This is a genomic window from Delftia deserti, from assembly GCF_042653485.1.
Taxonomy (GTDB): Bacteria; Pseudomonadota; Gammaproteobacteria; order Burkholderiales; family Burkholderiaceae_C; genus Comamonas; species Comamonas acidovorans.
Genome location: NZ_JBHSIH010000001.1, coordinates 3,655,706 through 3,674,160 on the forward strand (window position 1 = coordinate 3,655,706; position 18,455 = coordinate 3,674,160).

General features: G+C 69.8%; 18 protein-coding genes. 9 read left to right on the top strand and 9 right to left on the bottom strand.

Annotation, left to right across the window (positions count from 1 at the left end; translation table 11 throughout):
* The first annotated feature begins 8 nt into the window (after nt 1-8).
* Nucleotides 9-500: a CinA family protein gene (locus ACFPFG_RS17620; protein WP_197954087.1), complete on the top strand. Its 492-nt coding sequence runs from the start codon at nt 9-11 to the stop codon at nt 498-500.
* On the opposite strand, the gene ACFPFG_RS17625 is transcribed toward ACFPFG_RS17620, so the two are convergent.
* The 4 genes from ACFPFG_RS17625 to ACFPFG_RS17640 all read right to left on the bottom strand — a co-directional run bounded on the left by ACFPFG_RS17625 (nt 481) and on the right by ACFPFG_RS17640 (nt 4,681).
* Nucleotides 481-795, bottom strand: coding sequence for a helix-turn-helix domain-containing protein (locus tag ACFPFG_RS17625; protein WP_034389565.1), 315 nt, complete (start codon nt 793-795; stop codon nt 481-483). The two genes, ACFPFG_RS17620 and ACFPFG_RS17625, sit on opposite strands and share 20 nt — an antisense overlap.
* Before the next feature lie 33 nt (nt 796-828).
* Entirely contained in the window at nt 829-1,653 is an 825-nt protein-coding gene (locus ACFPFG_RS17630; RefSeq protein ID WP_313238165.1) for a YecA/YgfB family protein, read from the bottom strand.
* A 271-nt stretch (nt 1,654-1,924) separates the two neighbouring features.
* The gene (locus ACFPFG_RS17635) at nt 1,925-3,067 is read right to left on the bottom strand and encodes an acyl-CoA dehydrogenase family protein (protein ID WP_380107616.1); all 1,143 of its coding nucleotides are present in this window, start codon (nt 3,065-3,067) and stop codon (nt 1,925-1,927) included.
* Nucleotides 3,068-3,115: 48 nt separating this feature from the next.
* A complete protein-coding gene (locus ACFPFG_RS17640) occupies nt 3,116-4,681 on the bottom strand; it encodes an AMP-binding protein (protein ID WP_380107618.1) in 1,566 nt (521 codons plus the stop codon).
* Nucleotides 4,682-4,843: 162 nt separating this feature from the next.
* Here ACFPFG_RS17640 and ACFPFG_RS17645 point away from each other — a divergent pair, with 162 nt between their 5' ends.
* From ACFPFG_RS17645 to ACFPFG_RS17660, 4 genes are read left to right on the top strand one after another with little or no spacing between them, the layout of a single operon-like run.
* Nucleotides 4,844-6,031, top strand: coding sequence for a thiolase family protein (locus ACFPFG_RS17645; protein ID WP_183020699.1), 1,188 nt, complete (start codon nt 4,844-4,846; stop codon nt 6,029-6,031).
* Between the two features lie 22 nt (nt 6,032-6,053).
* Entirely contained in the window at nt 6,054-6,833 is a 780-nt protein-coding gene (locus tag ACFPFG_RS17650; RefSeq protein ID WP_183020698.1) for an SDR family NAD(P)-dependent oxidoreductase, read from the top strand.
* A gap of 46 nt (nt 6,834-6,879) precedes the next feature.
* Nucleotides 6,880-7,842, top strand: coding sequence for a Bug family tripartite tricarboxylate transporter substrate binding protein (locus ACFPFG_RS17655; protein ID WP_183020697.1), 963 nt, complete (start codon nt 6,880-6,882; stop codon nt 7,840-7,842).
* Nucleotides 7,843-7,863: 21 nt separating this feature from the next.
* A complete protein-coding gene (locus tag ACFPFG_RS17660) occupies nt 7,864-8,982 on the top strand; it encodes a CaiB/BaiF CoA transferase family protein (protein ID WP_380107621.1) in 1,119 nt (372 codons plus the stop codon).
* Nucleotide 8,983: 1 nt separating this feature from the next.
* Here ACFPFG_RS17660 and ACFPFG_RS17665 read toward each other — a convergent pair whose 3' ends face one another.
* The gene (locus ACFPFG_RS17665) at nt 8,984-9,766 is read right to left on the bottom strand and encodes an IclR family transcriptional regulator (protein ID WP_312378086.1); all 783 of its coding nucleotides are present in this window, start codon (nt 9,764-9,766) and stop codon (nt 8,984-8,986) included.
* A gap of 194 nt (nt 9,767-9,960) precedes the next feature.
* Between ACFPFG_RS17665 and ACFPFG_RS17670 the strand changes: the two genes are divergently transcribed.
* Entirely contained in the window at nt 9,961-10,785 is an 825-nt protein-coding gene (locus ACFPFG_RS17670; RefSeq protein ID WP_312378084.1) for a BUD32 family EKC/KEOPS complex subunit, read from the top strand.
* A 41-nt stretch (nt 10,786-10,826) separates the two neighbouring features.
* On the opposite strand, the gene ACFPFG_RS17675 is transcribed toward ACFPFG_RS17670, so the two are convergent.
* Nucleotides 10,827-11,651 carry an IclR family transcriptional regulator gene (locus tag ACFPFG_RS17675; protein WP_380107624.1) on the bottom strand — a complete coding sequence of 275 codons (825 nt, stop codon included), beginning with the start codon at nt 11,649-11,651 and terminating at the stop codon, nt 10,827-10,829.
* A 160-nt stretch (nt 11,652-11,811) separates the two neighbouring features.
* On the opposite strand from ACFPFG_RS17675, the gene ACFPFG_RS17680 reads away from it, so the two are divergent.
* From ACFPFG_RS17680 to ACFPFG_RS17690, 3 genes are all read left to right on the top strand, one after another.
* Nucleotides 11,812-12,792 (top strand): Bug family tripartite tricarboxylate transporter substrate binding protein, encoded by a 981-nt coding sequence (locus ACFPFG_RS17680; protein ID WP_380107625.1) that lies wholly within the window; start codon nt 11,812-11,814, stop codon nt 12,790-12,792.
* A gap of 27 nt (nt 12,793-12,819) precedes the next feature.
* Nucleotides 12,820-15,204 (top strand): cytochrome P450/oxidoreductase, encoded by a 2,385-nt coding sequence (locus ACFPFG_RS17685; RefSeq protein WP_380107627.1) that lies wholly within the window; start codon nt 12,820-12,822, stop codon nt 15,202-15,204.
* Nucleotides 15,205-15,606: 402 nt separating this feature from the next.
* The gene (locus ACFPFG_RS17690; protein WP_183020692.1) at nt 15,607-16,158 is read left to right on the top strand and encodes a GNAT family N-acetyltransferase; all 552 of its coding nucleotides are present in this window, start codon (nt 15,607-15,609) and stop codon (nt 16,156-16,158) included.
* Nucleotides 16,159-16,170: 12 nt separating this feature from the next.
* Here the strand turns inward: ACFPFG_RS17690 and sugE are convergent, their stop codons facing one another.
* The 3 genes from sugE to ACFPFG_RS17705 form a co-directional block, all read right to left on the bottom strand.
* Nucleotides 16,171-16,488 (bottom strand): quaternary ammonium compound efflux SMR transporter SugE, encoded by a 318-nt coding sequence (gene sugE, locus ACFPFG_RS17695; protein ID WP_012202617.1) that lies wholly within the window; start codon nt 16,486-16,488, stop codon nt 16,171-16,173.
* 191 nt (nt 16,489-16,679) lie between these two features.
* Complete coding sequence (locus ACFPFG_RS17700; RefSeq protein ID WP_183020691.1) at nt 16,680-17,168, bottom strand: putative toxin-antitoxin system toxin component, PIN family; 489 nt, start codon at nt 17,166-17,168, stop codon at nt 16,680-16,682.
* On the bottom strand, nt 17,165-18,445 hold the full coding sequence (locus tag ACFPFG_RS17705) for a THUMP domain-containing class I SAM-dependent RNA methyltransferase (RefSeq protein ID WP_183020690.1): 1,281 nt from the start codon (nt 18,443-18,445) through the stop codon (nt 17,165-17,167). Before ACFPFG_RS17705 ends, ACFPFG_RS17700 begins: the two co-directional genes overlap by 4 nt.
* Nucleotides 18,446-18,455 lie beyond the last annotated feature (10 nt).

The window sequence follows — 18,455 nt, forward strand, 5'->3', positions numbered from 1 at the left end:
GAGCTGGCATGAACGCATCGAACGAACTCGTCGACACCCTGGCCGGCCTGCTGCTGCAGCGCGGCTGGATGCTGGCCACGGCCGAGAGCTGCACGGGCGGCATGATCGCCGCGGCCTGCACGGATCGTGCCGGGTCCAGCGAATGGTTCGAGCGCGGCTTTGTGAGCTACTCCAACGCGGCCAAGCACGACCTGCTGGGCGTGCCCGAGGCGCTGATCGCCGAACACGGCGCCGTGAGCGAGCCCGTGGCGCGCGCCATGGCCGAGGGCGCCGTCGCCCATTCACGCGCGCAGTGCAGCGTGGCCGTGACAGGCGTGGCCGGGCCGGGAGGCGGCAGCGCCGCCAAGCCCGTGGGCACGGTCTGGTTCGGCTGGAACGTGTACGGTGCCACGCACAGCGAATGCCTGCGCTTTGACGGCGACCGCGCCGCCGTGCGCCAGGCCACCATGGTCCATGCCCTGCAGCGTCTCAATGCGCTGATCAGCGCAAGGCTTTTATGAGCTTGTGCGCGATCTCCTGCAGCGGTGCAGGCAGGGCGCGGTAGCTTTCCAGCAGGCGCTGCTCGTCCACGGGCAGCGGCGCGTTGTCGTCTTCCAGCCCGGCCGTCAGCTCCAGCGCCGTGGTCTGCAGCGCCAGGGCCACGCGGGCCAGGGTGTCGTTCTTGAGGGTGCGAATGGCCCCCGATTCGATCTGCGAGACGGCCGAGGCCGTGATGCCCGCCGCCTCGGCCAGCCGGCCCTGGGTCATGCCCAGTTCGGCGCGGCGGGCGCGTATGCGTTCACCGATATGTCTCATGGCCCGTGCATCCAAAGCCTGTGGCGCGGGCGCTCAGGCGCCGTGGCACTTCTTGAACTTCTTGCCGCTACCGCAGGGGCAGGGGTCGTTGCGGCCCGGCTGCTCGCCCTTGACGATGGTTTCCTGGCGCGGGCCCATGCTCTTCCAGATCTGGCGCAGGTCGTACAGCGCCCAGATGGCCTCGCCGAACTGCTCCACGCGCTCCTGGCTGGTGCTGGCGGGGCCGTCCTCGTCGTACATGCAGACTTCGGGCTTGCCGGTGTCGTCCTCGGTCAGGGCCACGACGGCGTTGAGTGCCTCGTTGAGCCAGCCGGCGGCTTCCTTGTCGCGCGGGGCGGCCCATTCCTCGGCCCAGTTCTCGACCACGAACATGAAGCCCAGCGCCCAGATCTGGCCGAACGAAGGGATCTCGCCGTCATCGGGACGCTCTTCCTCGGGCAGCGACAGGATGGCGCCGCGCATGTCCATGGCCTCGGGCTGGAATGTGCGGTCGTCCTCCAACGTCTTCACGTCGGCGTCCAGCTGGGTGCGGACCTCGTCCATGCGCAGGCCCACCAGCTCCAGAAAGCGCGCCTGCTGCGCCGCGTCCTTGAACACTTCCATCAGCGGCAGCGGCTGGCCCTCGGCCGCCTCCAGCGTGCCGCCGTCGCCCAGCAGCATGGGCAGCCACTCGGCGGCCGGCACCTCGCGGCGCGTGCAGATCAGCGCCGTCAGGAAACCGTCGCAGAACTCCCACTGCGGAATCTCCTCGCCGCGCGTGCGCAGCTCGTCGAGCAGATCGTCGAGTTCCTCCAGCGCCTCGGGCGTCAGGGCAGGCTCGTCGGGCAGGGCGGTGGCTTCATGGGCGTCGTTGGACATGGCGGAAATCTCTGGGGAAAACAGGGAGAAGGAACCGGCCACGGCCAGCCCCTCGAATGAATGGCCCGCAGTGTAGCCGCGCCGCCATGTCCGTGGCGCCCGGTCGGAACTTGCCCCCGAAAGCCCAGCCGCCCCGATCGCCCGTGACCCCTGAGACGGGCGCGGCCCAAAGCCAGGGGCGCCGAGCAAGAGCCGCCTCGCGGCGATGGCGCCGTCCCCCTCCCTCGCGAAGCGAGTAGAGAGGGCGAAGCCGCGCAGCGGCTCAGGGGGTTCAAAGAGTCCTGGCGATGATCTCCTTCATGATCTCGTCGCTCCCCCCGTAGATGCGCCCTATGCGCGCATCGGTCCAGGCGCGGCCGATCTGGTATTCGGTCATGTAGCCGTAGCCGCCGTGCAGTTGCAGGAATTCGTCGAGCAGGCGGTTTTGCAGCGCCGTGGCATTGAGCTTGACCATGGCCGCGCGGTCGGGTGCGAGCGCGCGGCGCAGGTGCAGGGCGATGCAGTCGTCCACGAAGACGCGCAGCATGGTGGCCTGGGCCTTGGCCTCGGCCAGCTTGAAGCGCGTGTTCTGGAAGTCGAACACCGGCTGGCCGAAGGCCTTGCGCTCGCGCGTGTAGGCAATGGTCTTGTGCAGGAAGGCCTCGATGGAGGCGGCCGCGCGCACGGCCACCACCAGGCGCTCCTGGGCCAGTTCGTGCATGAGGTACCTGAAGCCGGCGTTCTCCTCGCCCAGCAGGTGGTCGGCCGGCACGCGCACGTTGTCGAAGAACAGCTCCGAGGTGTCCTGCGCCATGAGGCCGATCTTCTCGAGCTTGCGGCCCTTGGAGAAGCCGGGCATGCCGTCCTCGACCACGATCAGGGACACGCCCTTGGCGCCCATCTCGGGCGCGGTCTTGGCGACGACGATGACCAGCTCCGAATTGATGCCGTTGGTGATGAAGGTCTTCTGGCCGTTGAGCAGGTAGTGATCTCCCTCGCGCCGCGCCGTGGTGCGCACGGACTTGAGGTCGCTGCCCGCGCCGGGTTCGGTCATGGCGATGGCGCCGACCAGCTCGCCCGCGGCCATGCGCGGCAGCCAGCGGTCCTTCTGCGCCTTGCTGCCATAGGCATGGATGTAGGGCGCGACGATGTCCGAATGCAGCGGAAATCCCAGCCCGCTGGCGCCCGTGCGCGCGATCTCCTCCAGCAGCACGGCCGCATGGCCGAAGTCGCCGCCGCCGCCGTAGGGCTCGGGCAGCATGGGGTTGAGCAGGCCCTCGCGCCCGGCCTTGCGCCAGACCTCCTTGGGCACGATGCCCTGGCGCTCCCATTCGGCATGGTGGGGCACGATCTCGCGCTCGAAGAAGCGGCGGGCCTGCTCGCGGAACTGTTCATGGTCTTCGCGGTAGACGGAGCGCTCGGTCAGGTCTTGCATGGGTCGGTATCCGGTGGTGGTCGATGAGGAAAGACGGTGAAGGGCCGTTCAGGCGCTGCGCAGGTTGAAGCCCGCGTGGGGCTGCTCGCGCAGCCTGTCCTTGAGCACGCGGCGCAGCAGCTTGCCCGTGGGCAGGCGCGGCAGCTCGTCCACGAACTGCAGGCGCTGCGGGCGCTTGAGGCGCGACAGCGTGGCGCCGGCCTCGGCGACGATGGCGCGCGCCATCTCGGCACTGGCCGCATGGCCCTGGCGCAGCACGACCACGGCCATGGGCTGCTCACCGAAGTCGGGCTCGGGCACGCCGACCACGGCCACCTCCTGCACGGCCGGGTGCGTGGCCAGCGCGTTCTCTATCTCCTGCGGATAGAGGTTGACGCCGCCCGACAGGATGAGGTCGGCCCGCCGGTCGCTGAGGAACAGGTAGCCCTCCTCGTCCACATGGCCCAGGTCGCCATAGGTGGCCCAGCCGCGCTCGTCGATGGCCTCGCGGGTCTTGGCGGGGTCGTTGAGGTAGGCAAAGGGCGCCACGTCCGAGAAGAACACGCGGCCGATCTGGCCCGCAGGCAGCTCCTGCCCGTCGTCGCCCACGATGCGCAGCCGCCCGTAGCTGGCGCGGCCCACGGAGCCTGGACGCCGGCGCCATTCGGCGGAGTTGATCAGGGTGATGCCGCAGCCTTCGGAGCCTGCGTAGTACTCCAGCAGGATGTCGCCCCACCAGTCCAGCAGCGCCTGCTTGACGGCCACCGGGCAGGGTGCGGCCGCATGGATGGCGCATCGGTGGCTGGACAGGTCGTAGCCGTGCCGCACCTCCTCGGGCAGCTGCAGCAGGCGGCCCAGCATGGTCGGCACCCACTGGCTGTGGGTGATGCGGTAGCGCTCGATCATCGCCAGCGCCTGCTGGGCGTCGAAGCGCGCCGTGATCACCACCGCGCCGCCGCCGTCCAGCGTGCGCAGGCAGTAGCGCAGCGGCGCTGCGTGGTACAGCGGCGCGGGCGAGAGGTAGACCGCGTCGGCATCAAAGCCCATGTTGCGCTGCCAGGCCAGGAATTCGGGGTCGGCCTGCGTGCGGTAGAGCGCCGCCGGCAGCGCCTTCTTGATGCCCTTGGGCCGGCCCGTGGTGCCGGAGGAATAAAGCAGGTCGCGCCCCAGCGGGCGGCCCGACAGGTCGATGGGCGCGGGCGCCTGCGCGCGCCAGGCGGCCAGGGCATCGGCCAGCGACGGCAGCCCCTTGGATGCGCAGTCCCCGTCCACCGAATGCACGGAGGCGGCCAGTGCGGCCGGCAGTTGCGCCGCCGTGGCGGCCGAGGCAAAGACATGGCGCGCCCCGCTGTCGCCCAGGATGTAGGCCACCTCGGGCGCCGTCAGGTGGGTGCTGATGACCACCGCGTACAGGCCCGCCAGGCGCGCGGCCAGCACCAGCTCCAGGATCTCCACGCGGTTTTCCATCAGCACGGCCACCGTGTCGCCGGCCGCCAGGCCCTGCCCGGCCATCCACTGCGCCACCTCGCGCGAGCGCTGCGCCAGCGCGCCCGCCGTGTGCTGCTGGCCGCTGTCGCCCATGGTCAGCGCAACGCGGTCGGGCCGGGCATCGGCCCAGCTGTGAAAGTCATGCACGCCTGTCTCCTTTGCTTTTTTGAATCCCACGTCTCGAATTCATCGGGTTTTCAGCAAGTATTTTTGTTTGCGCGCGGTTTTTCATCCGGGAAAACGCTTTGTTCAATGCAAATTTCGAGACTTATCATTCATTTCATGAACCTCCAGTCTCATTAAATCCACATGAACACACCCGTCATCGTCGATGCCATCCGCAGTCCCATGGCCCGGGCCAAGCCCGATGGCGCCCTGGCCCAGCTCCATCCCGTCGATCTGCTCAGCCAGGTGCTGGAGCAGCTTGTGCAGCGCAACCGCATCGACCCCGGCGCGGTGGACGATGTGATAACCGGCTGCGTGAGCCAGGCCGGAGAGCAGGCCGGCACGCCGGGCCGCCTGGCCTGGCTGGCTGCGGGCCTGCCGGCCCATGTGCCGTCCACCACCATCGACCGCAAGTGCGGCTCCAGCCAGCAGGCGGTGCACTTTGCCGTGCAGGCCATCATGTCGGGCACGCAGGACATGGTGATCGCCTGCGGCGTGGAGTCCATGAGCCGCGTGCCCATGGGCAGCTCGCGCATGGGGCAGAACACCACGGGCGCACGCTTCGATGCGCGCTTTGCGCCGGGGCTGGTGGGCCAGGGCGTGTCGGCCGACCTCGTGGCCGCGCGCTGGGGCCTGGGCCGCGAGGAACTGGATGCCTATGCCGCGCGCTCGCACCAGCGCGCCCATGCGGCCCAGTCGGCCGGGCGTTTCGAGCGCGAGATCGTGGGCATCACCACGCCTGCCGGCCGCGTCACGGCCGACGAGACCATCCGCCCGGGCACCACGGCGCAGAAGCTGGGCGCGCTCAAGGCCGTGTTCCAGAACGACGAGCTGTCGGCGCGCTTTCCGCAGATCCGCTGGCACACCACGGCGGGCAATGCCTCGCAGATGACCGACGGCGCCAGTGCCATGCTGCTGATGAGCGAGAAGCGCGCCCAGCAACTGGGCCTGCGCCCGCGTGCACGCTTCGTGGCGCTGGACGTGGTGGGCGACGATCCGCTGTACATGCTCACGGCCCCCATTCCCGCCACGCGGCGCGTGCTGGCCAAGGCCGGCATGCGGCTGGAGCAGATGGACCACTGCGAGATCAACGAGGCCTTTGCCTCCGTGCCCCTGGCCTGGCTGAAAGAGCTGAGGGAACTGGGCGCCGACCCCGAGCGCCTGAACCCGCGCGGCGGCGCCATCGCCCTGGGCCATCCGCTGGGGGCCTCGGGCATCCGCCTGATGACCACCATGCTGCACGCGCTGGAGGACAGCGGCGCGCGCTATGGCCTGCAATCCATGTGCGAGGCCGGCGGCATGGCCAACGCCACCATCATCGAACGCCTGTGAGCCAGGCACGGGAGACACATCCATGCAACTGCAAGAGAACATGACGGCCCTGGTGACGGGCGGCGTATCGGGCCTGGGCGAGGCATCGGCACAGGCGCTGCTGGAACGCGGCCTGAACGTGGTGGTGGTGGACCTGAACGAGGAGCGCGGCGCGGCCATGGTGGACGCCGCCCGCCAGCGCCACGGCAGCCGCCTGCGCTTCGTGAAGGCCGACGTGGCCGACGCCGACCAGATGGCTGCCGCCATTGCCGCCGCCGAGGACTTCGGCGAATTCCGCGCCCTGGTGCACTGCGCGGGCGTGGGTGGGCCGCTGCGGCTGGTGGAGAAGGACGGCAGCCCGGGCTCGCTGGACAAATATACGAACATCGTGCGCGTCAACCTGATCGGCACCTTCAACACGCTGCGCCTGGCCGCAGCCAGCATGGCGCGCAACGAGGTGGTGGACGGCGAGCGCGGCGCCTGCGTGCTGACGGCCTCGGTGGCAGGCTACGAAGGGCAGATCGGCCAGATCCCCTATGCCTCGGCCAAGGCCGGCATCATCGGCATGACCCTGGTGGCGGCGCGCGACCTGGCCACCAGGATGATCCGCGTGTGCACCATCGCGCCGGGCCTGTTCGATACGCCCATCCTGGCCAAACTGCCCGAGAACATCCGCCAGTCGCTGGCCGCGTCCGTGCCCCACCCCGCACGCCTGGGCCAGCCGCCCGAGTACGCGATGACGGCTCTGCACATCCTGGAGAACCCCATGCTCAACGGAGAAACCATCCGCCTGGACGGTGCCATCCGCATGAGTCCTCGCTGAGCGCTTTCCGCGCCTCGCCAAACCCAAGGCGCACAGAGGAGACACCATGTTCAAACGCCTTACGCTGGCCGCTGCCGCATGGCTGTGCGCCACGGCCGCCATTGCAGCCGACGCCTGGCCCACGCGGCCCATCACCCTGGTCGTGCCAGGCGCGGCGGGCGGCTCGACCGATATTCCCGCGCGACTGCTGGCGCAAAAGCTGGCCGAGCGGCTGGGCCAGCCCGTCATCGTGGACAACAAGCCGGGCGCGGGCGGCTCCATAGGCGCCAGCCAGGTGGCACGCGCGCAGCCGGACGGCTATACGGTGCTGGTGGGCAACACGGGCTCCAACGCCATCAACTACACGGCCTACAAGAAGCTGCCCTACCGGCCCGAGGACTTCGTGGCGCTGACGGACATGATCTCGTTCTCCAACGTGCTGGTCGTGCCGCAGGCATCGCCGGTGCGCTCGCTGGAGGATCTGCTCAAGGCCGCGCGGCAGGCGCCGGGCAAGCTGTCGTTCTCTTCGGCCGGCGTGGGCCAGACCACGCACCTGATGGGCGAGCTGCTGCGCGAGCGCACGGGCGTGGACGTGGTGCATGTGCCCTACCGCGGCTCGGCACCGGCCACGGCGGCCATCGTGTCGGGAGAGACGCAGTTCATGTTCGACAACCTCACGGCCTCGCTGGTGCACATCAAGGCGGGCAAGCTGCATCCCATCGCCGTGACGGGCGCGCAGCGCGAGCCCGAGCTGCCCAACGTGCCCACCACCACCGAACTGGGCCTGCAGGACTTCGACAAGGTCGGCTGGATGGGTTTCTTCCTGCCCGCGCAGACGCCGCCCGCCGTGGTGCGCAAGCTCACCGACGGCCTTGTCGCCGTGCTCCGGGACCCCGAGGTGGCGCGCCGCTACCGCGAGCTGGGCGGCCGCCCCGGCGGCATGCCGCAGGCGCAGTTCACCCAGCTGGTGGACAACGACCGCAAGAGCTGGGGCGCGCTGATCACCAGCCGCCAGCTGCAACTCGACTGAACTGTTTTCGACGGAGACGCCATGAAGGTGCTGGACAGCGTGCGCGTGCTGGAGATTGGCGGCATCGGCCCGGGGCCGTTCTGCGCCATGCATCTGGCGGACCTGGGGGCCGATGTGGTGTCCATCGTGCGGCCCGATGCCGGACCTGCTGCGGGCGCCTCCGCGCTGTCGCGCGGCAAGCGCTCGGTGTTCGCCGATCTCAAGTCGCCCGAAGGGCGTGACCTGGTGCTGGCCCTGGTGCGCGATGCCGATGCGCTGATCGAGGGCATGCGGCCCGGCGCCATGGAGCGCCTGGGCCTGGGACCCGAGGCCTGCCAGGCCCTCAACCCGCGCCTGGTCTATGGTCGCATGACGGGCTGGGGTCAGGACGGTCCGCTGGCCCGGGCTGCCGGCCACGACAACAACTATGCCGCCGTCTCGGGCGCGCTGTGGGGGTGCGCGCCGGCCGATGCCCGGCCGGTCTCGCCCTTTGCCACGCTGGGCGACATCGGCGGCGGCGCCATGTACCTGATGACGGGGCTGCTGGCCGGCATCGTGCAGGCACGCGCCACGGGTCGCGGCACGGTGGTGGACGCGGCCATCGTCGATGGTGCGGCGCACATGCTCAACCTCATGCTGCATGCGCGCCAGCGCGGCCTGGTGGCCGACGAGCGCGGCCACAGCATCCACGACAGTGCGCCGTTCTACGAAACCTATGCCTGTGCCGATGGCGGCTTCATCACCGTGGGCGCCATCGAGCCGCAGTTCCACGCCCTGCTGCTGGACAGGCTGGGCCTGGCCGGTGCCGCAGCGTTCCAGGGCCCCCAGTGGGACCGCGCCGCCTGGCCCGCGCGGCGCGCGCAGCTGCAGACGCTGTTCGCCTCCCGGCCCCGCGCGCACTGGCAAGGCCTGCTGGAAGGCAGCGATGCCTGCTTCGGCGCCGTGCTCAGCCCTGTGGAAGCCGCCAGCCACCCGCACCTGCAGGCGCGTGGCGTCTATCTGCAGCCCGAAGGCGGCGCCCTGCAGGCCAGCCCCGCGCCGCGCTTTGACGGCCAGGCCTATGCACCGGGTCCTGCAAATGCCGCAGGCTCCGACACCGCCAGCGTGCTGGAGAAGGTGAGCGCAGGGCGCGCGCAGGAAGTCTGGCGCAGCGCCCGCTGATTCACGAAAGGCTGGAGGCGCCCAGCATGCCCTCGACCAGGCGCACCAGCGTGATCAGGCGCGGCCCGGCATCGCTTTCCAGCGCGCGGCTCTGCGGGCTGTAGATGGGCAGCGACACCGAGAACACCCAGTACTCGCCGTCCTGGGCCGTAGTCATGGGCACGGCGATGGACTGGATCTCGCGGTGCAGGTCGCCATGACTGCGGCAAAAGCCGTGCTCGGCCAGGTCGCGCCGCGCATCGTCGAGCCGCTCGCGCAGTTGCTGGGCGCGTGCGGGATCGTCGGCCTGCAGTTCCGCGATGAAGGCCTCGCGCTCGGCCTCGGGCAGGCTCAGCAGGTAGGCGCGGCCCGTGGCGGTGCGCGACAGCGAGATGTGCACGCCGATCTCGGGCAGGAAGACCTTGTTGGTCAGGCCGTTGGCCAGCTCCACCAGGCACAGCTGGCGGCCATGCCCCACGGCCAGCTGGATCTGGCCTTCCAGGTGGTTGGCCAGCTCCTGCATGTGCGGCCGCGCGAACTGGCGCATGTGCATGCGCGCCAGCACGGGCGAGGACAGGTTCAGCAGCCCCACGCCCGGCACGTACTTGGACAGGCGCTCGGAGTAGCGCATCAGGTTCAGTTCGCACAGGGTGTCGATCAGGCGGAACAGCGTGGGCTTGGGCAGGCCCGTCATGTCCATCAGTTCACGGGCGCTGAGTTCCTGGTGCTTGTTGGAAAAGCACTGGAGTACGGAGATGCCGCGCACCAGGGCGGCCACCAGCTTGCCACTGTCTTCTGTGTTCATGAATGGTTTTCGGCACTGCTAAAGATGAAACGATTGTCTCAATTTTCCGGCTGCCGGGCGGCAAATCCACCGGCCTTGCCGCAGTGCAAACCCTGGCGCCACCGCCGGCCGGCGCAAGCGGCAAGTCCTGGCACGGCACAATTGCCGCATCCGGCTGGCGTTGCGCGCCAGCCACTCACTTTCCAGAGCCTGCCGTGTCCGAACCGTCCTCCGCCGTCCCGCCTCCCGAGCCGCCAGACTACGACGCCTTTTTGCGCGCCCATGTGCTGAGCCAGCCCCTCAGCATCCAGCGCTATGACCGGGAAGACGAAACCATCTGGGTCAAGCGCGCGGGCGCCAGCAACCCGGCATGGCGCTATCGCGCGCTGGCCCTGCTCGCCTTGTGTCTGCGCCTGCCCGTGCTGCGGCCCGTGCCCAATCCCGGCGGACACGAAGCCATCCGCACCGAGGTACGCCGCCTGCGCCAGCTGGCGCAGCGCGGCCTGCGCGTGCCTGCCGTGCTGGCCGAGTGCGAGCACGGCTTTGCCATGCGCCACCTGGGCAGCCCCGGCGTGGAGGCACCCTCGCTGGGCAATGCCATGGAGGCCGCCCTGCCCCGGGGCGACGGCAGCACGCTGGCGCTGTGGCTGCAGGGCCTGCAGACACTGCAGCAGGTGCATGGCAGCGGCGACTGCCTGAGCCAGGCCTTTGCGCGCAACATGGTCTGCTGTGCAGACGGCGTGATCGGCTTCATCGACTTCGAGGACGACCCCGCCGCCCACCTGCCCCTGCCGCTGTGCCGCGTGCGCGATGCCCTGTGCTATGCCCACTCCACGGCCTGGATACTGGCGCAGGCCGGCGCCATGCCGGCCGCGCGCGCGGCCTGGCAGGATTTCGTGCAGTCCATGGAACCCGAAACCCGCGCCCTGATGGCGCGCACCGTGAAACAGCTGGCCTGGGTGCGCCGCCTGCCCGAAAGCCGCCGCCTGGGCCGCGACATGCAGCGCGTGCGCATGGCCTACACGCTGGTGACGCCGTAGCGGCAGCGGGCTGCAGGCCTCAACCGGGCTTCAGCCGGGCCTCAGCCGGACAGATGGCCCAGCGAGGCGCTGACGCGCGCCGCTTCGGCGCGCAGGGCCCGGGCCACCGCGCCCTGCGGGTCCGGGTCGAAGCCGCCGCTGGCGCCCAGCGCGCACAGCACGCCCACCACATGGCCCGTGTAGTCGTGCAGCGGCGCCGCCACGGCGCTGATGCCCGGCAGGTTGACGTCGCGCACCGAGGCGCAGCCCGCAGCGCGGATCTCGCGGCGCAGCGTGCCCAGCGGGTCCGCGCCATCGAGCAGCGCGCGCCGCGCGGCCGGCGCCTCGGCCAGCTCACGGGCCAGCAGCGCATCCACGCGGGCATCGTCGTCCATGAAGGCGAAGAAGGCGCGCCCCGTGGCCGACCACAGCAGCGACATCACCGAGCCCACGCGCACATTGACGGTGACCGGCAGGCCCGGCTCCTCGAAGCGCACGATGGTCGGGCCCAGGTTGCCCATCACGGCCACGAAGCTGGTGACCTGCAAGGCCTCGCGCAGGTGCAATAGAGCCGGCTCGGCCAGGCGGATGGGGTCGGACTGTCGCATGGCGGCCAGGCCCACGCGCATGGCCTCGGCCGCCAGCGCGTACTGCGTGCCGCCACGGTCCTGCTCCACCAGCCCCTCGGCCATCAGGCTGGCCAGGTAGCGGTGGACCTTGGCCGGGCTTTCCGCCACCGCGCCCGCGATGGCCGTGAGGCTGGCGCGTCCGCCCAGCGTGGCCAGGGCCTTGAGCACGGCCAGGCAGGTCTCGGCGGCCTGCACGCGCTGGCGCCTTTCGCGCGGCGGCGCGGGCTCGTCAATCTCGGAGGCAACAGTGGAAGTCATGGCGGCAGGGCGGGTCTGGAAAGGCCTGTTTTAAGGGCTGGCGGGGCATTGTGCCGCAGCTTGCGGGTAATCCCGGGCGGTGTTTTTACGCAATGCGTAGAAAAATTACGCAAACCAAGATTCCATGGATTCCACCCAGGCCTCACCGGAGACAAGCCCCATGCACAAGCGCCTCTTTCTCACCACACTGGCCGCAGGCCTGCTATCGGCCACCGCCCTGCCCGGCGCACTGGCCCAGGACGGATTCCCCAGCAGGAACGTGCGCTGGATCGTTCCCTACGCAGCCGGCGGCGGCTCGGACTTCCTGGCCCGCACCATAGGCCAGGCCTGGGGCGGCCAGGTGCACCAGCCCATCGTGGTGGACAACCGCCCGGGCGGCAACACGGCCATAGGCGCCTCGGAAACCGCGCGTGCCGCCGCCGATGGCTACACCGTGCTGTCGGCCGACAACGGCACCCTGGTCTTCAATCCCGTGCTCTACAAGAGCCTGAGCTACAACCCCGCCAGGGACTTCGCGCCGGTCACGCTGATGGGCCGCTTCCCGATGATCCTGGTGGCCGGCCCCGGCATGGCAGCGGTCACGGCCAAAGACTTCCTGGCCCAGGCGCGTACCGGCAAGGACGGCGTGAACTACGCCTCGGCCGGCGCCGGCAGTCCGCACCACCTGGCCATGGAACTGCTCAGGGTGGAGGCCGGCCTGAAGCTGGTGCACGCGCCCTACAAGGGCGCGGCGCCGGCGCTGGGCGACGTGGCCGGCGGCCAGGTGCCCGTGATGATGGTGGACCTGGCCGCGGGCGCAGGCTTCATCAAGGGCGGCAAGGTCCGCCCGCTGGCCGTGGCCAACGCCACGCGCCTGCCCCAGTTGCCCGACGTGCCCACCTTCGCCGAACTGGGCCTGCCCAAGGTGCAGGCCGCCGCCCTGGTGGGACTGGTGGCACCCGCCAGGACCCCGGCCCCGGTCATCGCGGCCCTGCACAGGCAGGTCGTGGCCGCGATCAACGAGCCCGCCGTGCGCCAGAAGCTCGTGGATTTCGGCGTGGAGCCCGTGGGCAACACGCCCGAGCAGTTCGCCGCGCTGCTGGCCAGCGAAAGCACGCGCTGGCACCAGCTGATCCGCGACCAGAACATCACTTTGGATTGACCCTCCGCGCCTGCCTGCGAACCTGCCATGACTGCCTCCGCCGCCTCCAACGCCGCCCCGTCCGCCTTTGCGTCCGGCTCTGCGCCAGCCTCCGCGCGCTGCCCCTTCGACCACCGCCAGCCCAGCGGCCAGACCGGCCCCACGGGCTGCCCCGTCAGCGCAGGTGCCGCGGCCTTCGACCCGTTCAGCGACGGCTACCAGCAGGACCCGCCCGAATACGTGCGCTGGGCGCGCGAGCAGGAGCCGGTGTTCTACAGCCCGCAACTGGGCTACTGGGTGGTCACGCGCTTCGACGACATCAAGGCGGTGTTCCGCGACAACATCGCCTTCAGTCCCTCGATCGCGCTGGAGAAGATCACGCCCACGGGCGAGGAGGCCAATGCCGTGCTGGCCTCCTACGGCTTCGCGCTGAACCGCACCCTGGTCAACGAGGACGAGCCCGCCCACATGCCGCGCCGCCGTGCGCTGATGGACCCGTTCACGCCCGAGGAGCTGCGCCACCACGAGCCCATGGTGCGCGAGCTGGCGCGCGCCTATGTGGACCGCTTCATCGACGACGGCCGTGCCGACCTCGTGGACCAGATGCTGTGGGAGGTGCCGCTGACCGTGGCCCTGCACTTTCTCGGCGTGCCCGAGGAGGACATGGACCGGCTGCGCGAGTACTCCATCGCCCACACCGTCAACACCTGGGGCCGGCCCCGGCCCGAGCAGCAGGTGGCCGTGGCCCATGCGGTGGGCAACTTCTGGCAGCTGGCCGGCAAGGTGCTGGCCAAGATGCGCGAGAACCCCGATGCGCCGGGCTGGATGCAATACGGCATACGCAAGCAAAAGGAGCTTCCCGAGGTCGTCACCGACTCCTACCTGCACTCCATGATGATGGCCGGCATCGTGGCCGCGCACGAGACCACGGCCAATGCCACGGCCAACGCCGTCAAGCTGCTGCTGCAGCATCCCGGCGCCTGGAAGCAGATCTGCGAGAACCCCGCGCTGATCCCCAATGCCGTGGAGGAATGCCTGCGCCACAACGGCTCGGTGGCCGCCTGGCGGCGCCTGGCCACGCGCGACGTGGTGATCGGCGGCGTGGCCGTGCCGGCGGGCTCGAAGCTGCTCATCGTGACCTCGTCGGCCAACCACGACGAGCGGCATTTCGCCGATGCCGACTTCTTCGACATCCACCGCGACAACGCCGGCGACCACCTGACCTTCGGCTATGGCTCGCACCAGTGCATGGGCAAGAACCTGGCGCGCATGGAGATGCAGATCTTCCTGGAGGAGTTCACGCGCCGCCTGCCCCACATGCGGCTGGCCGAGCAGCGGTTCACCTACGTGCCCAACACCTCGTTCCGGGGCCCCGAGCACCTGTGGGTGGAGTGGGACCCGGCCCTCAACCCCGAGCGCGCCCGTCCCGCCCTGCTGCAGGCGCGCCAGCCCGTGCGCATCGGCGAAGCCCTGCAGGGCGGCGCCAGCCGGCCCATGGTCGTGGCCGAGGCCGAGGCCGCCGCCGAAGGCGTGCTGCGCCTGCGCCTGAAGGCCGCCGACGGACACGCCCTGCCGCGCTGGACGCCGGGCTCGCACATCGACCTGCAATGCGGCGACACGGGCCTGTCACGCCAGTACTCGCTGTGCGGCGACCCGCAGGACACCGGCAGCTACGAGATTGCCGTGCTGCGCGAGGCCAACGGCCGTGGCGGCTCGGCCTGGGTGCACGAGCATCTGCACCGCGGCGCCACCGTACAGGTGCGGGGCCCGCGCAACCATTTCCCGCTGGACGAAGGCGCCAGCCACCTGATCCTGGTGGCCGGCGGCATCGGCATCACGCCCATCTCGGCCATGGCACGGCGCGCCAGGGCGCTGGGCCTGTCCTATGAAATCCACTACAGCGGCCGGCGCCGCGCGGCCATGGCGCTGCTGGCGCCGCTGCTGGCCGAGCATGGCGCCAGTCTGCATCTGTACGTGGCGGAGGAAGGCCGGCGCGCCGACTACGCCGCCCTGCTGGCCACGCCGCGCGCCGGAGCCCGCATCCATGCCTGCGGACCGGCGCGCCTGCTGGACGGCCTGGAGGCCGCCAGCCGCCACTGGCCCGAGGACAGCATGCGCGTGGAGCATTTCGTCTCCACCGTGGGGGCGCTGGACCCTGCCAGGGAGCAGGGCTTCGAGGTGGAACTGCGCGCCTCGGGCCTCGTGCTGCAGGTGCGCAACGACCAGACGCTGCTGGACGCCCTGCGCAGCGCGAAGATCGAAGTGCAAAGCGACTGCCGGGAAGGGCTGTGCGGGTCCTGCGAAGTGCCCGTGCTCGCAGGCGAGGTGGACCACCGCGACATGGTGCTCACGCGCGGCGAGCGCGCGGCCTGCACCAAGATGATGAGCTGCTGCTCGCGCGCCAGGAGCGGCAGGCTGGTGCTGGGCCTGTAGCCAGGGCTACAGGGCAGCCCGGCGCCCAGAAACACAAAAGCCCCAAGGCCATCATCGGCAATGGGGCGATCGCATCGGTGGGCGCGCTTCAGGGCGCACCTGCCTCCAACCGGATTACTGGTTGGCGATTTCGAGCTCGGCGTTGCGGGCTTGCTGGATGAAATCGATCAGGGAATAGATTGCTTGGCGCATGGTGAACTTCCTTACTGAGACGCTCAACAATCACTGGCGGCATGCATCTCAACTGCCGCGAATGCCGGGAAAACCCTCTAAGCGTTTACCCTAGTTCTAAGTATAAACCACTAGATCCACGCGTGCAAATGCACAGTTGTAAGCGCACGTCAAGATTCCGCAGAGGCGCCCAACTGCGTCCCAATGTCAGGCATGGGATGATTCAGGCTTATGACCGCGCCTTCCGTTTCCCTCGCACCCTGGCACATAGAGCCGCTGAACCCGGCCGAGGCGCCGTGGCCGCTGCTGCTGTCGGCGGATCCGTCGCGGGAGAAGGTGCGCGGTTATCTGGCGGGCTCCACCTGTTTTGCCGCGCGCGAGTCCTTCCAGCGCGAAGGCCAGCCGCCGCGTCCCGGCGGGCGCGGCGAGGTATTGGGCATGTGCGTGCTGGTGCCGCTGCGCGCCAGCGGCGACGAGGCATCGGCCCCTCCCGCCTGGGAGCTGATGAACATCGCGGTCGCGGAATCGCTGCACCACAGGGGCCTGGGCACCGCCCTGCTGCGCCGGGCCATTGCCTGGGCGCGCTCGCAAGATGCTCCTCGCATCGAGGTCGGCACGGGCAGCTTCGGCGACCAGCTGGTCTTCTACCAGCGCGCGGGTTTTCGCGTGACGGGCATAGACAGGGATTTCTTCCTCAGGCACTACACCACCCAGCTGTGGGAGCGCGGCGTGCAGCACCGCGACATGCTGCGGCTGACGCTGGAGCTGGGCACGGGTCGCTGAACGGCCGCCCGCTCAGTCCGAAGACAGCTTCATCAGCACCAGGCCCGAGACGATGAGCACGGCCGCGCCGATGCGCATGGCGCTGACCTGCTCGCCCAGGACCGTGATGCCGACCAGGAAGGCGCCCACGGCGCCGATGCCGGTCCAGATCGTGTAGGCCGTGCCCAGCGGCAGGCTGCGCATGGCCACGGCCAGCAGGCCGAAGCTGGCGATCATGGTGACGATGGTGATGGCGCTGGGCACCAGCCGCGTGAAGCCGTGCGATTGCTTCATCGAAAACGCCCAGACCACTTCGAGCAGCCCCGCCACCAACAGATAGACCCATGCCATGGAAAACTCCTTGTGGAGCCGGGTCGTCCCGGCGCATGCATGTCCCGGTGTGGGGGAGGCCGTCCTCCTGGCAGAAGGGCTTGCGCCTCCTGCATGGCCGCCAGTTTAGGAGAAAGCCGGCAAGGCGGGCGCGCCTGTGCCGGTACCCCGGCCTGGCCTGGGTGGTTGCCGCACCACAGCGACGGCGGGCTTCAGGCGGCCAGCGCCTCTTCCTGCTCGGCCAGCAGGATGTTGCCCACGGTGGCGCCCAGGCCGGCCACGCGCTTGCGCAGCTTGAGCACGGCCTTGTCCTTGCTGATCAGCAGCGCCTGGTGCTGGCTGGCCAGGTCCAGGAAATGCTGGTCGTCGGGGTCGGTGCAGGCAAAGCGGATGCGCGGCGCATCGGCCACGTATTCGACGGCTCCGTCAAAGGCCGAGAGCACGCCTTCTGCCGTCTTGCCGTAGAAGGCCACGCGCGGCGCGATCTGGCTGTAGTGCAGCACGCGTTCGAGTTCGAGGCGCTGGGCCTGGTCGGCGATCCAGCGCATCTGTCCCTGCTCCACCAGTTCGCGGATGGGGGGGACATGCGGATCGTCGAAGATCAGCATGTCAAGGACCACATTGGTATCGAGCACCACGGGCCGGGGCAGGGGCCCCTGGTAGCCATCGTTGCACTGCGGCCAGCGCAGCACGATCTTCATGGTGCGGCGCCCTCTGCCGGGCCTTCGGCGGCCTTTCTGGGCTTGACTGCGCCACGGACCATGTCGAAGCGGAACAGCCGGCACTCGATGGGGCCGTTCCACATGGGCGTGCGGCGCGCCTCCTTCAGGCGCATCTTGCCGGGCAGCTTGAGGTCGGGCGTGAGCATCCAGGCGCTCCAGCCGCTGTAGTTCTTCTTCCAGTGGGTGGCCAGCTGGCTGAAGAATTCCACTCCGTCCTCGGTCTGTGCCGTCTCGCGGCCCGCGCGCTCGACCACTTCCATGCGCTCGCCGGCGCTGCGGCCGGCCGAGCCGGCTGCGGCAATGCGCTCGCCATAGGGCGGGTTCAGCAGCATCAGGCCGGGCTGCTCGCAGGGCGGCATGCGCTGCAGCGCGTCGCCGCCGCGCAGTTGCACGGTCTGGCCCACGCCCGCACGCTCGGCGTTGCGCTGGGCAAAGTCCACCATGCGGTGGGACACGTCGGAGCCATAGATGGCCACGGGGCTGTCGGGCAGGATCGCGGCCTCGGCCTCGTCCAGCATGGCTTCCCACACATGCCTCTGGAAGGGCACCAGCTTCTCGAACGCAAAGCGCCGCAGGATGCCGGCCGGAATGCGCCGGGCAATCTGCGCGGCCTCGATCAGCACCGTGCCGCTGCCGCAGCAGGGGTCGTACAGCGGCTGGGGATCGTCGCCGTGCGGGTCCCAGCCCGTGGCGGCGATCATGGCCGCGGCCAGGGTTTCCTTGAGCGGCGCATCGCCCTTGTCCTCGCGCCAGCCGCGCTTGAACAGCGCCTCGCCCGAGGTGTCGATGTAGATGGTGGCCTCGTCGGTGGTCAGGTGCAGGTGCACGCGCACGTCGGGGTGGCGCGTTTCCACGTCGGGGCGCACGCCCTTCCTGTCGCGGAAGCGGTCGGCAATGGCGTCCTTGACGCGCAGCGCCGCGAAGTTGAGGCTGGTCAGCGGGCTGTGCTGGGCCGTGACCTCGATCTTGAAGCTCTCGCGCGGGGAGAACCAGATCTCCCAGGCCACCTCGCTGGCGGCGCGGTACAGGTCGTTCTCGTTGCGGTACAGGGTCTGCGACAGCTGCACCAGCACGCGCTGGGCCAGCCGGCTGTGCAGGTTCAGCAGCAGGGCGTCGCGCCACAGGCCGCGCACCATCACGCCGCCACGGCCCACCATGAGGTCGTGGCCGCTCAGGCCGGTGATCGCGTGGACCTCGTCGGCCAGAAATCCCTCGACGCCGGCGGCGCAGGGCAGAAACAGATGCAGTTGGTTCATAGCTAGGGTG

What these genes read in the sequence shown, in the direction of transcription:
- ACFPFG_RS17650 (WP_183020698.1), top strand. Translation starts at nt 6,054, where the DNA reads ATGCAACTGCAAGAGAACATGACGGCCCTGGTGACGGGCGGCGTATCG.
- sugE (WP_012202617.1), bottom strand. Translation starts at nt 16,488, where the DNA reads ATGGCATGGGTCTATCTGTTGGTGGCGGGGCTGCTCGAAGTGGTCTGG.
- ACFPFG_RS17685 (WP_380107627.1), top strand. Translation starts at nt 12,820, where the DNA reads ATGACTGCCTCCGCCGCCTCCAACGCCGCCCCGTCCGCCTTTGCGTCC.
- ACFPFG_RS17620 (WP_197954087.1), top strand. Translation starts at nt 9, where the DNA reads ATGAACGCATCGAACGAACTCGTCGACACCCTGGCCGGCCTGCTGCTG.
- ACFPFG_RS17645 (WP_183020699.1), top strand. Translation starts at nt 4,844, where the DNA reads ATGAACACACCCGTCATCGTCGATGCCATCCGCAGTCCCATGGCCCGG.
- ACFPFG_RS17635 (WP_380107616.1), bottom strand. Translation starts at nt 3,067, where the DNA reads ATGCAAGACCTGACCGAGCGCTCCGTCTACCGCGAAGACCATGAACAG.
- ACFPFG_RS17655 (WP_183020697.1), top strand. Translation starts at nt 6,880, where the DNA reads ATGTTCAAACGCCTTACGCTGGCCGCTGCCGCATGGCTGTGCGCCACG.
- ACFPFG_RS17660 (WP_380107621.1), top strand. Translation starts at nt 7,864, where the DNA reads ATGAAGGTGCTGGACAGCGTGCGCGTGCTGGAGATTGGCGGCATCGGC.
- ACFPFG_RS17665 (WP_312378086.1), bottom strand. Translation starts at nt 9,766, where the DNA reads ATGAACACAGAAGACAGTGGCAAGCTGGTGGCCGCCCTGGTGCGCGGC.
- ACFPFG_RS17680 (WP_380107625.1), top strand. Translation starts at nt 11,812, where the DNA reads ATGCACAAGCGCCTCTTTCTCACCACACTGGCCGCAGGCCTGCTATCG.
- ACFPFG_RS17690 (WP_183020692.1), top strand. Translation starts at nt 15,607, where the DNA reads ATGACCGCGCCTTCCGTTTCCCTCGCACCCTGGCACATAGAGCCGCTG.
- ACFPFG_RS17700 (WP_183020691.1), bottom strand. Translation starts at nt 17,168, where the DNA reads ATGAAGATCGTGCTGCGCTGGCCGCAGTGCAACGATGGCTACCAGGGG.
- ACFPFG_RS17625 (WP_034389565.1), bottom strand. Translation starts at nt 795, where the DNA reads ATGAGACATATCGGTGAACGCATACGCGCCCGCCGCGCCGAACTGGGC.
- ACFPFG_RS17705 (WP_183020690.1), bottom strand. Translation starts at nt 18,445, where the DNA reads ATGAACCAACTGCATCTGTTTCTGCCCTGCGCCGCCGGCGTCGAGGGA.
- ACFPFG_RS17630 (WP_313238165.1), bottom strand. Translation starts at nt 1,653, where the DNA reads ATGTCCAACGACGCCCATGAAGCCACCGCCCTGCCCGACGAGCCTGCC.
- ACFPFG_RS17675 (WP_380107624.1), bottom strand. Translation starts at nt 11,651, where the DNA reads ATGACTTCCACTGTTGCCTCCGAGATTGACGAGCCCGCGCCGCCGCGC.